The organism is Agrobacterium rosae (assembly GCF_002915175.1).
In the GTDB taxonomy this organism is placed as follows: domain Bacteria; phylum Pseudomonadota; class Alphaproteobacteria; order Rhizobiales; family Rhizobiaceae; genus Agrobacterium; species Agrobacterium rosae.
On the sequence record NZ_NXEJ01000007.1, the window covers coordinates 32845 to 48491 of the forward strand.

Sequence of the window (15647 nt, forward strand, 5' to 3'; positions counted from 1 at the left end):
GCGGTGCAAAAATCAAATGGAGCGGTGCCTCATTATTGCCCCGCAATATTTGCCATAGGCCATCGGTACGGTTAAATCAGCCGGTGAAGGGGTGCGGAATGCTCAAAGGATTATATGCCTGGACGATGGCGCTTGCCGCCAAGAAAACCGCCGTCTGGTGGTTGGCCATTGTCGCATTTGTCGAAAGCTCGATTTTCGTCGTCCCCGCGGATGTTCTTTTCATCCCCATGGTCCTGGCAAAGCCCAAGCGCGCCATGTTCTATGCCTTGGTGGCAACAATCGCGTCGGTTCTAGGGGGAATAGCAGGGTGGTATCTCGGCCACTACGCGTTCGAGAGCGTCGCGCGGCCAATACTGGAGTTCTACGGCAAGCTCGACAGCTTCGAGCACATGAGGGCGTCCGTGGACTACAACACGATCCTACTGCTGCTGATAACGTCCGGTATCGCGCACCTGCCGCCGATCAAGGTCGTAACGATTCTCTCCGGTGCCGCCAATATCAGCCTTGGCCTGTTCATCCTGTCTGCCATCGTCACGCGCGCGGCCCGTTTTTTCATTCTCGCAGGACTGCTACAACGCTATGGTGAGCCGATCCGCCACTTCATCGAAAAACGCCTCGGCCTCATCGCGGCCGTCATGGCAGCAGCGCTGATAGCGGTCTATGCCACCTATGTCTTAGTTCGGTGACATTGAGGCCGGAATTCATTCGTCCGGCCTTTTTCTTCGAGCCGTTATTTTCCGCTTGCGCATGAAGAGCCATCTATATAAACGCATCACCTGTGTCGGAGCGTAGCGCAGCCCGGTAGCGCACTTGACTGGGGGTCAAGGGGTCGTGGGTTCGAATCCCGCCGCTCCGACCATTTTTCTGAGGTATCCCCCATACCTCTGCTTCCTAATTTTATTGAATAAGAACTCGGATGTGATCTTCCACGGTCGATCCGCGTGTTCGTGCGGATACCAAGGTTCAGATGATCTGCGCCGGTAGGCTCACCATGCTGCCGATGGTCTTGGCGCTCTCTATGTCTTCCCAGGTTCTGTCCATCGCGTAGGCTGATGACAGATAGGGGATGCCAAGGTGACCGAAGCGTATGGAGAGCTGACGCTCGGCGGTGTCCTCGTCCATCCCGGCGACGCGATTGACGTAGATGGCTGCGGCAAGGCCTGTGCGATCTGCGCCGGACTTGCAGTGGAGGAGAATGGGTTTTGGTGCGTCACGCATGATCTGGATGAGTTGCGCCACACGCCCGAGATTAAGCTCCTTATAAGCCGACATGCCGAAATCGACATGCTGTACGCCGAGTTTTTCGGCCGTCGCAGTCTCGTTTCGATACCACGCAGACTTTCCGTTTTCGCCCCGCAGGTTGATGATGGTCTTGATGCCGTTTGCCTGCACATAGTCCGCCAGCTGCTTTCCGGTCAGTTGACTGGAGCGGTACAACTGGCCGGCAATGACCTCATGGAAGTTTCCGGAGAGCTGGAGGACGCCGAAATAGATCAGAAAGATCAAAGGGGCAGCGGCGATTGGCAAAACACCGCGAAACAAAATACTGCGCATCATCATATTTTCCTGTTCGTCTGACAGGAAAATGGAGGTGAATGCTGACACTAGGCTGAATGGCGTAAAAACTGTGCAGTCAACGCTGACTAAAGACGGCAAGCCAGACGCGACATGACAGGTCGCTTGATCTACCCTGGGCTGTTTTTGAAGCAGTTTGAACAATTATTACGCAAAATCATCGCCATGATCTTGCCGTATTTCATTCGGCGTGCTTCTATACAGTTGCCCTGACTGGAGGGGTAAAAGGTTGAGACCCGCCATCTGCTGGTGGGACAGCGGCGGGTCTCCCATTTTTTTATTATAATTGCGTATCTGGCTTCGGCCATGTGAAGTAGTGGAATTTGTTCGCCACTGCTCCGAAGAACGCGCTCTCGCCCGTGATGAGATCCACGTAGCTGCCATCTGCGTCCTTGGCATAGGACAGGCCATCCTTACGTTTAACGTGCTGCTTCAGGAATTGGCTCCAGCCGACGGCCTCGATTTTGCCGCTCAGGATTTTCGCAGGTAGCGCTGTGGAGACGTCCCATGCTGAAATCACAACACCTCCAATCGGATCAAAGACTTTCAGCGTGCCAAGGGTGAGGGCCTGCGACATCGCTTTGCCCTGCGCCGAACTGGTTGGGTCAGCGGATAACTCTGCCAGCCATTCCTTCAATGTCTTCATCAACGCCAGAGTTGCGCCGTTGCCTTCAGCGTCAGCAGCGGGTGTCGGTTGAACGAGCGACAGCGTCGGTCGTTTCTCAGCCAGGGGTGGCGCATCTGGTTCAGGCGGGGTTGGATGCGGGCTTTGTGAAAGATCGAGCGGCTCGCAGGCCGGGCGCTCTCGTGTCGCTGCTTGGTGCTTCTCAATAGCTTTTAACGCGAGCTCTGTGGACAGAAGCTGTACGTGAGAAACGAGTCTCGAGACCATCGCCGACGATTTCCTGATTCTGAGGCATGTCGCATTTCATCTGCGCCACGACATTCGCTTTGTTAAGCGAGCATTCTCTGTTGATCTCTTCTCATAAAGAGACCGGTTTTTGTCATGTTAAAAAACTGACACAAACCGGTCTAGATTTCTCAACCTGCGCGAAGCTTGAGTTGATCAATTCTCCTGAACGGAAACGCCGTTGGGGCCGATATTCATTTCGATGCCCTTGGGCTTGCTTTCTTCGTGCCAGACATAGGCACCAAGGCCTGCGACGGCGATGATGAGTGCACCGATGATGAGGTAGAGATTGTTTGACTGCGTCATGGAATTCCCCTGTTTAGAAATTAGCAGCAGCCAAACGCATGAAATCGCAAGAGGTTCCGTGTCGCCCTAGTAGGCATTCTCGGATTTCAGCAGGCGGATCGGGGTCAGGACCAAAATTTTCAGATCGAGCCAGAGAGACCAGTTCTCAATATAATAGAGGTCATGGGCCGTGCGGTTTTTGATCTTGTCGCCATGGTCGATTTCGCCGCGCCATCCGTTGATCTGGGCCCATCCGGTCACGCCGGGTTTAACCTTGTGACGTGCAAAATAATGCTCGACGACCTCGGTATATTTCAGATCTCCCGTCTGGGCATGCACGGCATGGGGGCGAGGACCGACTAAAGAGAGGTCTCCCGCAAGCACGTTGAACAGTTGCGGCAACTCATCGATAGACGACTTTCGCAGAAACCTGCCAACCGGTGTTACGCGAGGATCGTTTTTCGTAACGGCTTTCTTGGCGGTCGGGTCGCTCAACTCCGTGTACATCGAGCGAAACTTCCAGACATTGATCGTTTCGTTGTTGAAGCCGTGACGTTTCTGCTTGAAAAGAATCGGTCCCTTGGAAGTGCTCTTCACAGCGATGCCGGCACCCAACATGATCGGCCAGAGCAGGGCGATGCATATTACGCTGAACACAACATCGAAGACCCGCTTCGCGACCGAGTCCCAGTCCCGCAAAGGCTTGTCCATGACATCCAGCATCGGCACGCTACCGATGTGGGAATAGGAGCGGGGACGGAACCGCAGCTTATTGGCATGAGCGGCGATTCGAATATCGACAGGAAGCACCCAGAGTTGGCGAATAAGCTCCAATATGCGCGCTTCGGCGCTCATGGGAATGGAGATGATCAACATATCGAGCTTGGTCAGGCGGGCGAATTCGACTAGTTCTGCGAAGGTACCCAGTTTCGGATAGCCGGCAACAACCTCTGGAGAGCGTGCGCTTTTACGGTCGTCGAAAATACCGCAGATACGAATGTCGTTGTCATCGTGCTCGAGCGAACGGATCAGATCCTTCGCTGCCTGGCCGCCGCCGACGATCACTGCGCGACGTTCCATCACGCCGTTGCGGCCCCAGTGGCGCATCATCAGTTCAACGATAATCCGCTCAATCAGAAGGAAAACGACGCTCGCGCCATACCAGAGCCCCAAGTTCCGCCACGAATAGCTGTCTTCGGGTAGCAATGCCGCGGTGAGAAGAACGGTGAGCACGAAAGACGCCAGCAGCGAAGCCTGGATTCGAGGCATCGACGCCATGGAGCGGCGAAGGGTAGGGAGCTGATAGGTATCCGTGATTTGCAGCAGAATGGAGCAGAAGATGCTGTTACAGAAGCAGATTGCCAGCAGCGCCACGCGGGAGCCAAAGGCATCCGGCACTTCGAGGGCGTTGATGAGGATGCCAAGGATGGTCAAAATGACGAAGTCGAAAAGTCGTAACTGGCCAATGACGATGTTGGGCGAGTGGCTGGTTGCGCGCAACTGATTGGCGACTTGAAGTGCCAAAGGGTTGAGCGTGACAGGTTCACGCTTCTTGGCGTTGCTGTCCTCGATGCCGCGGGAAAGCTTTTTGCGCAAAGCGTCCAGATCGATAGGGGTGCTGTCGCCTCCGGCCTTACTCATTCTGTGTTTCCGCGGTCTTCATGCAGGTGAGCATACAAAAAACTTACTAAGAAACGCTTAGGCCAAGAGACGCAAAGCGTCTCTTTTAATGCCAGCATTTCGTGTATATATGTCTTTTCTAAAACTCACAATGGCCGTTTTTTGCGCAATCTGCAGATGTCGGACATTTCACAGACTAAGGGGGCGGGATACGCAATACTTGTTTACCCGCAGCCATGAGCAGTTTGAAAGCCGTGTCCATTGGACCGCGATGCTTCCAGACCGCAAACTTTATGTAGAATTCTTTTGAAGTGAGCCGCCTATATCAGATCGATGGATGATGTTGCGGTTTAGAAGAAGCGTTCACGGACATAGATCGTGTCACCCGCAATGACCGGTGCCGATATGATGACTCTGCCTGTCAGCACATTGGCATTGATCTTTCGCGTGATGTCCACATCGCGCTGATTGGCCCGAGACGTGAAGCCGCCTGCAATAGCGATGGCATTTTGCGCCGTCATGCCGGGTACATAGGAATATTGACCGGGTCTGCCGACTTCACCCATGACGAACACGGGACGGTAGCGATCAATCTCGATCGTCACGTCTGGATTTTTGAGGAAGCCCTGGCGCAGCTTCTGTGCAATGCCTGATTCCAGCTGGGCAACGGTCTTGCCGCGCGCCGCCACCTGCCCGACGAGCGGGAAGGCGACATAGCCAGCCTGATCGATCGTGTATGTATTGGTCAGGCCGGTCTGATCGAAAACATTGACGCGCAGACGGTCTCCGCTATCGAGCCGGTAGGGCTGAAGCGCTGCTTCGTTGAAGGTGCGGGGAGCGGGCTTGTAAGCCGAACAGCCTCCGAGCAACGTCGCAAGAGCAACGAGGAGTATGGATATCAAACGTGGGGCAGCGAACGTCATCCGCAATCATGCTCCAAAGACATTTCTTCAATCGGTTATCAGGCCTTCATGGTTAATGCCCGGTAAACAAATGAATTTTCGAAGTTGCTTTCATACGTTTTCGCATCGGCCGGCGTAGAGTTTAACGCTTGCGTTACCTCAGCGACGTAAAGTCATCATCAATACTGGTGTTGTCATTATCCAATGAAACAGAGAAAAAATGTGAACAAAAACGCTCCTTACGCAGATGATTTCGATGAAGCAACAGAAGAGCGCTTCAGCCTTTCTGTAAACGGCGTCGCGGATTTTCTCTCCATGCGCGGTGCAAAGCCGACCGTGGCTTTGCTTTCACCCAGTGGCGACGACGGATCGACGGCAAGTGTCATGCTGGCAAGGTCTATTGCTGAACTCGGCAGGTCGGTGGTGGTGGTCGACATGACCTCTTCCGGGTATCCCACGCAGTTGATGGCGCAGGAGGCCGGGCTTGCAGGCGTTTCGGATCTGCTCTTCGGCGAAACACCCTTTGGCGAAACGATCCATCACGATCGGCTTTCTAACGCCCACATCGTGCCGCAGGGCAAGGCGCAGCCTCTGCACACCATGCGAATCATCGAACGGCTCACGATGGTTCTGCATGCGCTCGCGGATACCTATGACACGGTTCTTCTGGAGTTCGGTTCGGCAGACATCGAAGGCGTGACGAAATTGTTGAAATATATCGACGCCGAAATCGTCTTGTCGCTGCCGGATGGGGATAACCCGCTGGCAACTGAAACTCTGCTGGAGCTTCGTGCGCTCGGCTATGCCGACGTCGTCATGATGAGCGAATCATATTCGGGCGATAGAACCGCCGCCTGACATCTATTTCTGCTGTTTAGGGCCTGCCATCCATTTGATAACGAGCATGGCTGGCAAAATCCATAGCAGGCCGGAGCCCACGAAATAAACCAGATGCACCCACCATGGCTGCGCGGCAAGGGCAGCCGATGCGAAGCTGGTCGCAACCACCGCATAAACCACCACCAGACAGATGATGATGATGGTGCCGATGAATGATTTGAGGCGCGTGGGCATGCCGGTTTCCGTCTGCTGAATTGATCGAGACATTATACAGGCGCGACCCAATGCCGCAAAGCTTTATGCTGGAGGGAAGGGCTCTGAGGGCTTGTTTTGCACGATGCGTTGTTGCAAACCATCGCAAAGACTTGTGGAGTGTCAAGAATGCAGGCGAACACGGTGGCTACGGCTGAAACCTCTGTCGAGCAGCGCCGGGTGGCGGCGTTGGCAAAGCAGGAAAAAGACCGTCGCCTTTTGCGCATCTGGCTGCGCGTCGTGCTGTTCACGCTGTTCTGTCTCGTGCTCGTGGGTGGCGCGACCCGACTAACAGAATCTGGCCTTTCCATCACCGAATGGAAGCCGATCCATGGTGCCATTCCGCCGCTTTCCGTTGCCGAATGGGAAGAGGAATTCCAGCTCTACAAGCGCATTCCGCAATATCAGGAAATCAACAAGGGCATGTCGCTGGGTGAGTTCAAGACCATCTTCTGGTGGGAATGGGCGCACCGTCTGTTGGCTCGCGCCATTGGTCTGATTTTTGCGCTGCCACTGGCCTATTTCTGGCTGACGGGGCGCGTTGAAAAGCGTTTGAGGCTGCCGCTGGTCGGCCTGCTCGCGCTCGGCGGCTTTCAGGGCTTCGTCGGCTGGTGGATGGTCTCATCCGGCCTCGTCAATCGCACGGATGTCTCGCAATACCGTCTGGCCACCCATCTGACCATTGCCTGCCTGATCTTTGCCGGATGCATGTGGATTTTGCGCGGCCTGTCGCTTCACTCACCGCAGGCCGCGAACGAGCAGCGGGGCAGGGGCTTCGCCGCATTGCTGGCCTGCCTCTGTCTATTTCAGATTTACCTCGGCGCACTGGTAGCCGGCCTGAATGCCGGACTTTCTTACAACACCTGGCCATTGATGGATGGCTCCCTCGTGCCAGGCGACCTTTTCCTCCAGCAACCCTGGTGGATCAACATTTTCGAAAATCCAAAGACCGTTCAGTTCATACACCGCCTCGGTGCCTATATACTGTTCGCCGCGACGATATGGAACATGGTCCACCTGACCCGCACCCTGCCCAACACCCCCCACGCCCGCCGCTCCGTGTTGTTCTTCGTGCTGGTCTGCATTCAGGCGGGGCTTGGCATAACCACGCTGCTTATGCACGTCGATATACACGTCGCACTGGCACACCAGGGCATGGCCCTGCTGGTTCTAGCCTTCGCCATCGCGCACTGGCGCGGTTTCGTTGGAGAGTATCCTGCGGCTGTTCAGGATTGATCTCGAATGATCTGAAGCGACCGCCCCTCGGTTTTTTGGCAGCGAAGGTCCGACCATGAATCTGATCGAAGAACGAGTGGCAATGGCGAGAGCCGGAACGAACCCCTTCGTCATTTCGCGGATGGCGTCCGGATGGCTCGTCATAGGAGACGTCCAGCCTCTGCCCGGTTACTGCCTCTTGCTCGCTGATCCCGTGGTCTTGAGCCTCAATGCTCTCATCCCGCAGGAACGAACGACATTTCTCAGCGATATGGCCTTGGCTGGCGACGCGTTACTCTATGTGACGAATTGCGCGAGAGTGAATTATGAGATTTGGGGAAACTCCGAGCCTGCACTGCATGCGCACATCATGCCCCGTTACGAATCCGATGCCGAAGAAAAACGTCGTTTACCAGCGTGTATGGGGTACTCCTGGAGCGATTCACCAAAATCGTTGGGAGATGACACGCTGGCTCTGATGGAGAAGGTGCGGGCGGTTTTCGGGAATTGACCTTGATAGCGCCCAGCAGTTTTTCACCATCTAGGGATCGAGCGGTCTTTAAAGAAGGCTGGCTGCTACGTTGAAAAAAGCCAGTCTCTCACGGGCGTTCTCGTTGCTGAGGACCGTGTCTCCGTCTTCTAGCGACCAGCAAATAGACACACCGGCATGTGCAAGCGCATAGCGCAGTATTTTTTCCTCATCACAGCCGAGAGCATCGGCAAACAGCGAAACCAGTGTCGCAATGCGGGCAGGGCTGATGATCTCGCCAAATGCACCCAGCGGATTGCCGAAAACATTTGCGACCTCGTAAGCAGTATCACCGAGTAGGCCTTGCGGGTCGATGGCCAGCCAGCCGCGATCGTGACTAAAAATGATATTGTCGTGGTGTAGATCGCCGTGCAAAGGCCGAACATTCATCTGGTTCGAAAGCAAGTCTTCGGCAATGCTGGCGGCGTGACGCAACACAGGCGATAACTCATCGTTCGTCTCGCGCAAAGCCCGCTTGAACAGTGCCTCGAAATGTTTTCGAAGAGGCGTCAATTCAGTTGCTGGACGAGGGCGATCTGAGTGAAGCTTTTTGAGCGTATCAACGATGATGGCATTGCTGGACATTTCGCCGTGGAGGACCCGGTACTCACGTAGGGTCATATTGCCCGCATCTTCCAAAAGGCAAATATGGTCGACGCGGTCGATTAATCGAACCACTCCATATCCTTCGCACCACTCCAGAAACGCCATGCCCGGTAGCTCACCCATGCCCTTTGGTTTCAAGGCTTTGACGATGGCGCTGGATGCGTCGGCGAGGGTGACGCGGTAGACAAGACTCGTGGGCGTATCGGCAATAAGAAAGGCGGAGGAGATGCTCCACCGCCTTGTGAGTTCAGCTGGAATAGGTGTCTTTGCCAAATTTTCGGTCATGCCGAAAGCATGAGTTCCATGTTCTGGACTGCGGCACCTGACGCGCCTTTGCCGAGATTATCCAGCAGGGCGACCAGGTTGACGTGTTCGCCATTTCCGAACACGAAAAGCTTCATCGTGTCCTGATTGGCCAGTTCTTCGGCATCGATCCGTGAGAGCGACTTGCTGTCTTCAAGCGACACGACCTGCACGATGTTCTGCCCGGCGTAATGCTCGACCAGCGCGGCATGAATGGTCTCGACAGTAGCGCCTTCTTTCAGGTCTGCAAGGAACAGCGGCACCTGGACGATCATGCCCTGCGGGAAACGGCCGACGGATGGCGAGAACAGGGGCGAGCGGTCGAGTTGACCGTGGATTTTCATTTCCGGCACATGTTTGTGTTTCAGCGTCAGGCCGTAGAGGAAATTATTGGCGCTGATGGCGTCATCGCGGCTCTGGTCTTCCATCTGCGCAATCATCTGCTTGCCGCCGCCCGTGTAGCCGGAAACGGCATTTACGCTGACCGGATAACCATCCGGCAGAATGCCAGCGACGCGCAGCGGGCGGATAAGGCCGATGGCTCCCGTTGGGTAGCATCCCGGATTGGCAACGAAACGGGCGGAACGCACCTTCTCGGCCTGCGCCTTGTCCATTTCGGCAAAGCCGTATGCCCAGTCCTGATGGATCCGGTAAGCCGTGGAGGTATCGATGATGCGAACCTTGTTGTTGCCGGAGACCATGGTCACGGCTTCCTTGGAGGCGTTATCCGGCAGGCACAGGATAGAGATGTCCGCATTGTTGAGCATATCTTCCCGCATGGCCGCATTACGGCGCTCAGCCTCGGGAATGGACAGCAGTTCAATATCGCGGCGGTCGGCAAGGCGGGTGCGGATTTGCAAGCCTGTCGTGCCGTGTTCGCCGTCGATGAAGATTTTTGCTGTCATGTCCTTGTCCTGAATTATCAAGTGTTTACGGGAATACGCGGAATCATTTTGCCACGCCTCTGAATCGATCTCTCAACTTGCTCTCAGAAGCTGTAGCGCGCAGGCAAAGCATATACATTGCTACCGTTGCTCCGGCAATGGCGTTGATATGGGCAGGGTCGTAAGCGGGCCACCTGCGCCTCGCGGCCAACCGATAATGGCTTAGCTGTAACAAAGTATGACGACGTTCTTATCGGTCGGAACGGTCGCCCTAAGAAACTAAGACTCCGCAGCAACGCTGTTGTTATCAAGCAACAAAAAAGGCGGAGCCGAAGCTCCGCCTTTTCGAGTTCTGTCGTCTGTAAGCGATTAACGCTTGGAGAACTGGAACGAACGGCGAGCCTTGGCCTTACCGTACTTCTTACGTTCAACAACACGGCTGTCGCGGGTCAGGAAGCCACCCTTCTTCAGAACGCCGCGGAGTGCTGGTTCGAAGTAGGTGAGAGCCTTGGAGACGCCGTGACGAACTGCACCGGCCTGACCGGAGAGACCACCACCGGCAACAGTTGCGATGATGTCGAACTGGCCAGCGCGTGCTGCAGCGATCAAAGGCTGCTGCAGGATCATCTGTAGAACCGGACGTGCAAAATATGCAGAGAAGTCGCGGCCGTTGATGATGATCTTGCCGGAGCCGGCCTTGATCCATACGCGTGCAACGGCGTTCTTGCGCTTACCGGTCGCGTAGGAGCGGCCGAGTGTGTCAACCTTGCGGACGTGCACGGGAGCCGAAGCTTCCGATGCCGGGGCGAGGTCTTTCAGGGAGGAAAGATCGGCCATTATCAGGCGCTCCTTACGTTCTTGCTGTTCAGCGTTGCCACTTCAAGAACGGCAGGCTGCTGTGCTTCATGCGGGTGGTTCGAACCAGCGTAAACGCGAAGGTTCTTCATCTGGCGACGACCAAGAGGACCACGGGGAATCATACGCTCGATTGCCTTTTCGAGAACGCGCTCCGGGAAGCGGCCTTCGATGATCTGGCGAACGGTACGTTCCTTGATGCCACCTGGGTAACCAGTGTGCCAGTAGTACTTCTTGTCGGAATATTTCTTGCCGGTGAAGACAACCTTTTCCGCATTGATGATAATGACGTTGTCGCCATCATCTACGTGCGGTGTGTATGTTGCCTTGTGCTTGCCGCGCAGGCGGGTTGCAACAACAGTGGCGAGGCGACCAACAACGAGGCCTTCGGCGTCGATGATGATCCACTTCTTCTCCACCTCAGCAGGCTTCTGAACGAAAGTAGACATTCTTTTAACTTTCTCTAGGACCCGTCACACTCAAGCTGAGCACGCAGGCGTTTTTTGTTGCTTAAGGCTGAGCGCATGCGCGCAGCCGGAATGACCGTATTTCCGGGGAAATTCTGTCTGGCGCGCTTATAGGCGGTCGATGAAACTGCGTCAACGGGTGTAAAAAGAGCACCTGCAAAAATTAACATTTAAAAACAATGACTTATTTATGTGGTTTCATGATACCACAATAAAATACCATCAAAATCAGCCAAGACGCATGATCAGAACGCCCAGAGCGATGATGGCACCAGCAATATAGCGCCAGATACTGGCCTTTTCCTTGAGGATGAGAACCGAAATAATGATGGCGAAAAGGATGGATGTTTCCCGCAAGGCCGCAACCACCGCAACGGGCGCTTTCGTCATGGCCCACAGCGCCAGGCCGTAGGACAGGATAGACCCAGCGCCGCCCGCAAGCCCACGCCACCAGTGGCGGCGCACATGTGTCGACACCGGTGCCCAGCCCCTCTGATAAAGCGCCCAGGAAAATAAGAGGAGGGGCGGCAAAAGTGACATCCACAGCGTATAGGAAATGGCGCTGGTTGAAAGCCGTGCGCCGACGCCATCCACAAAGGTATAACCCGCGATGACCACGGCATTGGCGAGGGCGAGCAAGATCGCGTGTCTGCCGCCATGGCGGGCTTCAAAAGCAAGGGTCAAAATACCAGCGGAGATGACGGCTATTCCGCCTATCGCGGCGGGGCTGAGAGCTTCGCCTAAGAAGAGATTACTGCTGGCGGCGACGATGAGAGGCGCGACCCCGCGCATGATGGGGTAGACGAGGCCGATATCCCCGACCGTATAAGCCGCCGCAACAAGCCGGAAATAAGCGAATTGCAATATGGCTGAAACAATGAGGAACGGCAGGGCCACGGTGCCGGGCAGCGGCAGGAATGGCAAGAACGGAATGGAACAGGCAGCAGCGCCAGCGGCAACCAAGGTTGCGTCCAGCGCTTTATCCGTCCCGGATTTAACAAGTGCATTCCAACTGGCGTGCAGAACGGCACCCAGCAAAACGAGCAACAATACTTCAATCGGCACGGGCGACTCGCAACTTGTCCAGATTGTCTATTGCTTATGCTTTTCGAAGGCCTGTTGCGACTGGCCCTGCGAATATATTTCACGCGTCTTGCGAGGCCCGTCAGAGGCATTTCCTGTTAAAAATAGGCCGCATATACAATTAAGGCGTGTTTTCAAGAGGTTGAAAGCTGATGCTCGTTTTAACGATCAATCCACAGCTTGCGATGAAATAAACCGATTAGAGTCCATGTCTCTGGAAAAATTTGATCGTTTCAATGCCGCTCAGGCCGGTTTCCTGCGCATTTTCACTCGCCAATTGTTCAGCATTAAACAGTTTCAATATGAAACATATTTCTCTAATGTAACTATGAGTAGTTTCTAAAATGCCTGTGAACGTTTGCGGTACAAATAAAGTACGATTGCGGATTGTGGTTGTAGTTAGCGCAAACATTATAGTTGTGTCAAATTCCGTGAAGTTTTGGGACTTCTAGAAAACACTTTTCTCCGTCACGATATTGCCTGACAATATCTGAAGCGGACGCCATGAGGGAGAACGACCATGAACCACGACGCCTATGACGACGACCACATTCGCCGTATTCTGAGCGAGGTTAAGACCATCGCGTTGCTGGGTGCTTCGCCCAATCCTGCAAGGCCGAGCCACGGCGTCATGAAATTTCTACTGTCCAAGGGATACTCGGTTTTTCCCGTCAATCCGGGGCAGGAGGGTAAGGAAATTCTGGGGCGGCCAGTCTACGCCAAGCTGGCTGATATTCCCGAGCCGATCGACATGGTCGATGTGTTTCGAGCGGCGGAATATCTGCCTGCGATTGTTGACGAAGTCACTCTCTTGTCGCCACGGCCCAAGGTTATCTGGGGACAGTTGTCCGTTCGCCATGATGACGCAGCCGCAAAGGCTGAGGCTTATGGGATAGAAATGGTTATGGATCGATGCCCGGCAATTGAGTATCCGCGTCTCAATATCGCATCATAGTTAGCACAAGTTGCACTTACCTTTCGCCTTGAGGACGCTATCATCCCTCTGCTCTCAAGGCAGGTAAGAATACATTGGAGGGACACATGTCAGAGACTAATCCGGGCTTTTCGACCCTGGCAATTCACGCCGGTGCCGAGCCCGATCCAGCGACCGGCGCGCGCGCAACGCCCATCTATCAAACAACGGCCTACGAATTTCGTGACTCCGATCACGCCGCGGCGCTGTTTGGTCTGAAGGAATTCGGCAACATCTATACACGCATCATGAACCCCACCCAGGCGGTACTGGAGGAGCGCGTCGCTGCGCTCGAAGGTGGAACGGCGGCTTTGGCGGTGGCTTCGGGCCATGCGGCGCAGCTTTTGGTGTTTCACACGCTGTTGCAGTCAGGCGATAACTTCGTCGCGGCCCGCCAGCTTTATGGCGGCTCCATCAATCAGTTCGGCCACTCCTTTCAGAACTTTGGCTGGCAGGTGCGTTGGGCAGATGCGACAGATACAGCCAGCTTCGAAAGCCAGATCGATGATCGCACGAAGGCGATCTTCATCGAAAGCCTCGCCAATCCGGGCGGTACCTTCGTGGATATCGCAGCGATTGCGCAGGTTGCCCACAAGCACGGCATTCCCTTGATTGTCGATAACACCATGGCAAGCCCGTATCTGATACGGCCTATCGAGCATGGTGCAGATATCGTCGTGCACTCCTTGACCAAATTCCTCGGCGGTCACGGCAACTCCATGGGCGGCATCATTGTCGATGGCGGAACCTTCGATTGGTCGGCCAGCGATAAATTTCCGGCATTGTCAAAGCCGCGGCCCGAATATTCCGGCGTCGTGCTGCACCAGACATTCGGCAATTTCGCCTTTGCCATCGCGACGCGGGTTCTCGGCTTGCGTGACCTCGGTCCGTCCATTGCGCCCTTCAACGCCTTCCTCATCCTCACCGGTATCGAAACGCTGCCGCTGCGTGTCCAGCGCCATTCCGATAACGCACTTGCCGTTGCCAAGTGGCTGAAAGCCCATCCGAAAGTCAGCTGGGTCAACTATGCCGGTCTCGAAGACAGCGAGAATCACGCGCTGCAACAGCGCTACTCACCCAAAGGCGCAGGCTCCGTCTTCACCTTCGGCGTGAAGGGTGGACATGAGGTGGGCAAGGCGCTGGTCGAAGGCCTGCAACTGTTTTCCCACGTCGCCAATATCGGCGACACCCGCTCCCTCGTCATCCACCCAGCATCCACCACCCACGCGCAACTGACGCCAGAGCAGCAGACCGGCGCCGGTGCCGGCCCGGATGTCGTGCGCCTCTCCATCGGCATCGAGGATGTGAAGGATATTATTGCGGATTTGGAGCAGGCGCTGGCTAAGGTGTGATTGGGGCATCCGGGCATCGCCCGCTGTGGTTTACCTCTCCCCCTGTGGGAGAGGTAGAAAATCATGATCTGAGCGTCGCTCAGTCATAGATTTTTCAGGTGAGGGGTGACTTCTGATGTCGAGAGTGCATGTTGCTTCCATTTTCAGAAACACGTTGTCGACAGGCCGAAACCGCCTTCCTCAGGCAGCTCCCTTAATTAACGCCGCCGCAGTGCGAGCGGGATCAACGGCAATCACTTTCAGATAGGCGCGGGCGGGTTGATCCGGTTCACTTCGGCTTTGCTCCCAATCCCGAAGGGTGCCAAGGGGAATTTGGTAGCGAGCCGCGAACTCTTCTTGAGTCAACCGAAGTGCACGGCGGATGGCTTTAACCTGCGGCATACGCGGAGCAGCGCGCAACTGCTCTTGTGTCATTGGCTGATTATCCGGATCAGACAAAGCGTTCGCTTCCGCGTCCTTGTCGCTCATGGCGTCCACGCGGGCCCAGTCGGATTTCTGTATCTTATCCATTGACATCACTATACTCCCGTCGCTCCAACCGCGTTGCTTTTCGAGCGGAAATCAGGCGAATGACATCCCCACGCTCTGTGTAGATGACAGTCAGATATTGGTTATGACCGATACCAATAATCCGCCGCCGCACTTCACCGTAATTGATCGACCTGTCTTCTATGTCGATCGCAAAGGGATCATCGAACACCACGCAAGCATCGGCGAAACTGACGCCATGCTTTAGGAAATTGGCGGTTGCTTTCTGCTCATCCCAATCAAAATCTAACATAATAAACTACGGGTATCCAGTATTTTTAAAATGTCTATTTTGAAGGTGGTATTCCAGCGCCGGCCAACTTTGCATCGGCGGTATGGTAGCTCCAGTCGGTTGGTTGACGCTACCTGTAGAGCGACCCCTGATCCCAATTGTTATGAAAATTAATCGTACAATGTGGGCAGTGCATTTCTACCTCCAAGAGCGAAACCCCGCAGCGAACCAAATCA

The 15647-nt window shown here is 55.0% G+C and carries 19 protein-coding genes and 1 tRNA gene; 7 read left to right on the forward strand and 13 right to left on the reverse strand.

Going from position 1 to position 15647, the window contains the following annotated elements; translation table 11 throughout:
- Nucleotides 1–98 precede the first annotated feature (98 nt).
- Entirely contained in the window at nt 99–686 is a 588-nt protein-coding gene (locus CPJ18_RS14535) for a YqaA family protein (RefSeq protein ID WP_103659165.1), read from the forward strand.
- A 96-nt stretch (nt 687–782) separates the two neighbouring features.
- Nucleotides 783–859: transfer RNA gene (locus CPJ18_RS14540), tRNA-Pro, on the forward strand.
- Nucleotides 860–963: 104 nt separating this feature from the next.
- On the opposite strand, the gene CPJ18_RS14545 is transcribed toward CPJ18_RS14540, so the two are convergent.
- The 5 genes from CPJ18_RS14545 to CPJ18_RS14565 form a co-directional block, all read right to left on the reverse strand.
- On the reverse strand, nt 964–1557 hold the full coding sequence (locus tag CPJ18_RS14545) for a tyrosine-protein phosphatase (protein WP_407026481.1): 594 nt from the start codon (nt 1555–1557) through the stop codon (nt 964–966).
- 298 nt (nt 1558–1855) lie between these two features.
- Nucleotides 1856–2467: a hypothetical protein gene (locus tag CPJ18_RS14550; protein WP_103659166.1), complete on the reverse strand. Its 612-nt coding sequence runs from the start codon at nt 2465–2467 to the stop codon at nt 1856–1858.
- A 174-nt stretch (nt 2468–2641) separates the two neighbouring features.
- Complete coding sequence (locus CPJ18_RS14555; protein ID WP_103583890.1) at nt 2642–2791, reverse strand: hypothetical protein; 150 nt, start codon at nt 2789–2791, stop codon at nt 2642–2644.
- Nucleotides 2792–2857: 66 nt separating this feature from the next.
- Nucleotides 2858–4411: an undecaprenyl-phosphate glucose phosphotransferase gene (locus CPJ18_RS14560; protein ID WP_103659167.1), complete on the reverse strand. Its 1554-nt coding sequence runs from the start codon at nt 4409–4411 to the stop codon at nt 2858–2860.
- 329 nt (nt 4412–4740) lie between these two features.
- On the reverse strand, nt 4741–5313 hold the full coding sequence (locus CPJ18_RS14565) for a polysaccharide biosynthesis/export family protein (protein WP_077106775.1): 573 nt from the start codon (nt 5311–5313) through the stop codon (nt 4741–4743).
- Nucleotides 5314–5514: 201 nt separating this feature from the next.
- Between CPJ18_RS14565 and CPJ18_RS14570 the strand changes: the two genes are divergently transcribed.
- Complete coding sequence (locus CPJ18_RS14570; protein ID WP_146258688.1) at nt 5515–6150, forward strand: tyrosine-protein kinase family protein; 636 nt, start codon at nt 5515–5517, stop codon at nt 6148–6150.
- 3 nt (nt 6151–6153) lie between these two features.
- On the opposite strand, the gene CPJ18_RS14575 is transcribed toward CPJ18_RS14570, so the two are convergent.
- A complete protein-coding gene (locus CPJ18_RS14575; RefSeq protein WP_077106777.1) occupies nt 6154–6366 on the reverse strand; it encodes a DUF2842 domain-containing protein in 213 nt (70 codons plus the stop codon).
- Nucleotides 6367–6513: 147 nt separating this feature from the next.
- On the opposite strand from CPJ18_RS14575, the gene CPJ18_RS14580 reads away from it, so the two are divergent.
- Entirely contained in the window at nt 6514–7620 is a 1107-nt protein-coding gene (locus tag CPJ18_RS14580; protein WP_103659169.1) for a COX15/CtaA family protein, read from the forward strand.
- A 55-nt stretch (nt 7621–7675) separates the two neighbouring features.
- The gene (locus CPJ18_RS14585; RefSeq protein ID WP_103659170.1) at nt 7676–8110 is read left to right on the forward strand and encodes an HIT family protein; all 435 of its coding nucleotides are present in this window, start codon (nt 7676–7678) and stop codon (nt 8108–8110) included.
- 48 nt (nt 8111–8158) lie between these two features.
- Here the strand turns inward: CPJ18_RS14585 and CPJ18_RS14590 are convergent, their stop codons facing one another.
- From CPJ18_RS14590 to CPJ18_RS14610, 5 genes are all read right to left on the reverse strand, one after another.
- The gene (locus CPJ18_RS14590; protein WP_103659171.1) at nt 8159–9019 is read right to left on the reverse strand and encodes an aminoglycoside phosphotransferase family protein; all 861 of its coding nucleotides are present in this window, start codon (nt 9017–9019) and stop codon (nt 8159–8161) included.
- Nucleotides 9016–9942, reverse strand: a complete 927-nt coding sequence (gene argC, locus CPJ18_RS14595; RefSeq protein ID WP_103659172.1) for an N-acetyl-gamma-glutamyl-phosphate reductase — start codon at nt 9940–9942, stop codon at nt 9016–9018. The genes CPJ18_RS14590 and argC overlap by 4 nt, the downstream gene beginning before the upstream one ends.
- A gap of 348 nt (nt 9943–10290) precedes the next feature.
- Nucleotides 10291–10758, reverse strand: coding sequence for a 30S ribosomal protein S9 (gene rpsI / locus CPJ18_RS14600; RefSeq protein WP_077106783.1), 468 nt, complete (start codon nt 10756–10758; stop codon nt 10291–10293).
- Nucleotides 10759–10760: 2 nt separating this feature from the next.
- On the reverse strand, nt 10761–11225 hold the full coding sequence (gene rplM / locus CPJ18_RS14605) for a 50S ribosomal protein L13 (protein WP_067643588.1): 465 nt from the start codon (nt 11223–11225) through the stop codon (nt 10761–10763).
- A gap of 246 nt (nt 11226–11471) precedes the next feature.
- On the reverse strand, nt 11472–12308 hold the full coding sequence (locus CPJ18_RS14610; RefSeq protein ID WP_103659173.1) for a DMT family transporter: 837 nt from the start codon (nt 12306–12308) through the stop codon (nt 11472–11474).
- A 538-nt stretch (nt 12309–12846) separates the two neighbouring features.
- Between CPJ18_RS14610 and CPJ18_RS14620 the strand changes: the two genes are divergently transcribed.
- Both CPJ18_RS14620 and CPJ18_RS14625 read left to right on the forward strand, forming a co-directional pair.
- On the forward strand, nt 12847–13281 hold the full coding sequence (locus tag CPJ18_RS14620) for a CoA-binding protein (protein WP_103659175.1): 435 nt from the start codon (nt 12847–12849) through the stop codon (nt 13279–13281).
- Between the two features lie 86 nt (nt 13282–13367).
- Nucleotides 13368–14651 carry an O-acetylhomoserine aminocarboxypropyltransferase gene (locus CPJ18_RS14625; protein ID WP_103659176.1) on the forward strand — a complete coding sequence of 428 codons (1284 nt, stop codon included), beginning with the start codon at nt 13368–13370 and terminating at the stop codon, nt 14649–14651.
- Nucleotides 14652–14831: 180 nt separating this feature from the next.
- Here CPJ18_RS14625 and CPJ18_RS14630 read toward each other — a convergent pair whose 3' ends face one another.
- Both CPJ18_RS14630 and CPJ18_RS14635 read right to left on the reverse strand, forming a co-directional pair.
- The gene (locus CPJ18_RS14630; RefSeq protein ID WP_245445412.1) at nt 14832–15167 is read right to left on the reverse strand and encodes a helix-turn-helix domain-containing protein; all 336 of its coding nucleotides are present in this window, start codon (nt 15165–15167) and stop codon (nt 14832–14834) included.
- Entirely contained in the window at nt 15154–15432 is a 279-nt protein-coding gene (locus CPJ18_RS14635; RefSeq protein ID WP_103659177.1) for a BrnT family toxin, read from the reverse strand. Before CPJ18_RS14635 ends, CPJ18_RS14630 begins: the two co-directional genes overlap by 14 nt.
- Nucleotides 15433–15647 lie beyond the last annotated feature (215 nt).